The sequence below is a fragment of the Ancylothrix sp. D3o genome, assembly GCF_025370775.1.
In the GTDB taxonomy this organism is placed as follows: Bacteria; Cyanobacteriota; Cyanobacteriia; order Cyanobacteriales; family Oscillatoriaceae; genus Ancylothrix.
In genome coordinates this window covers 1-1,073 of sequence record NZ_JAMXEX010000138.1, presented here as the reverse complement: position 1 = coordinate 1,073, position 1,073 = coordinate 1, and the positions used below count along the sequence as shown (strand labels likewise).

The window sequence follows — 1,073 nt, the reverse complement described above, 5'->3', positions numbered from 1 at the left end:
TACGACAGCCAACTAGCTTTCACAGAAAGTTGGGTTCGCTTTTAGTAAAACTGAGCCAAGTATTTAGCGAAAGCCAAGCGAAAGCCAACCAGATGCCAATTGAAAGGGCAGGTTCAGTATTAAATTTTTTACGGGGAGGAACTCATAGAATGAATGCCTAAAATACCAAGAGCAATTTTGTACAAATATGGGGGATTCAGTAGAAGCCAGCTTTGCAGTTTATTGGATATTTCCTACCCCACCTTGAGAAAGTGGGTAAAAGAATGCCAGCTACCAATCGAAGATTACGGCAGAGCAAATGAACCATTCTCATGTGTAGATGTGTTGACGATTATTTACGCATGGGTAGGGATTCAAGTTTTCTCGTATTCCTACAACAAATACCGAACAAAGGTGGTGGATGCCGGCCATGCAAGATCCTTTGAAGTCGTGTTCAAAGAGAGGACTGGGGGAGGTGATCTAAAAACAGCATTAACTGCTATCTTGCCAGAAATCACTCATCCGGGCCATCAACAAGCGCTCAAATATTTACTAGACCATCTGAAGGAGCAAGATACAGGAGAATCGTAGAAATAGCAACGCATCTAAAAACGGACAAACTACAGGTAGAACAAGCGTGTACAGTGCTTGGCCTGCAAGTTGATAACAAGGGTAATATTGACAATAATTCCAGCATTCTGAAAGGCAGGATTGATGTATTGGCCATCTTTACTTCCTTACAAGAACAACTTGAAAAAGCTCAGGTTGCGGGAAATAATTACACACTGGTAGACATCGCTCAATTGATGGTCGATAGTTACACTGGCCCCCAAGTATCCACCAAACCACAAGCCCCCACAACAGACAAATTTACTTTAGATAAACACTTTGAGGAGACTTATGGTGTGAAGCCGGCTGAGTTAGTAGAGGGAAGCCGGCTGCATCTGCTGTATGAAAAGTTGAAAAGGGAACGTGGCACCGGCATCTATTTGCTGGGAGAAACTTATCGGATGTGGTTATAGCACTACGGCATAAGGTTAGGACAAAAATATGATAAGATATACCAAAAGCTAACTCGAGGAAAACAGTTATGC

2 protein-coding genes are annotated in these 1,073 nt (G+C 42.5%); both read left to right on the top strand.

Annotated features, from left to right (window positions below; all coding sequences use genetic code 11):
• Positions 1 to 153: 153 nt before the first annotated feature.
• Positions 154 to 570: a helix-turn-helix domain-containing protein gene (locus NG798_RS27785; protein WP_261226957.1), complete on the top strand. Its 417-nt coding sequence runs from the start codon at positions 154 to 156 to the stop codon at positions 568 to 570.
• A gap of 53 nt (positions 571 to 623) precedes the next feature.
• Positions 624 to 1,001 (top strand): hypothetical protein, encoded by a 378-nt coding sequence (locus tag NG798_RS27780; RefSeq protein WP_261226956.1) that lies wholly within the window; start codon positions 624 to 626, stop codon positions 999 to 1,001.
• Positions 1,002 to 1,073: the final 72 nt, after the last annotated feature.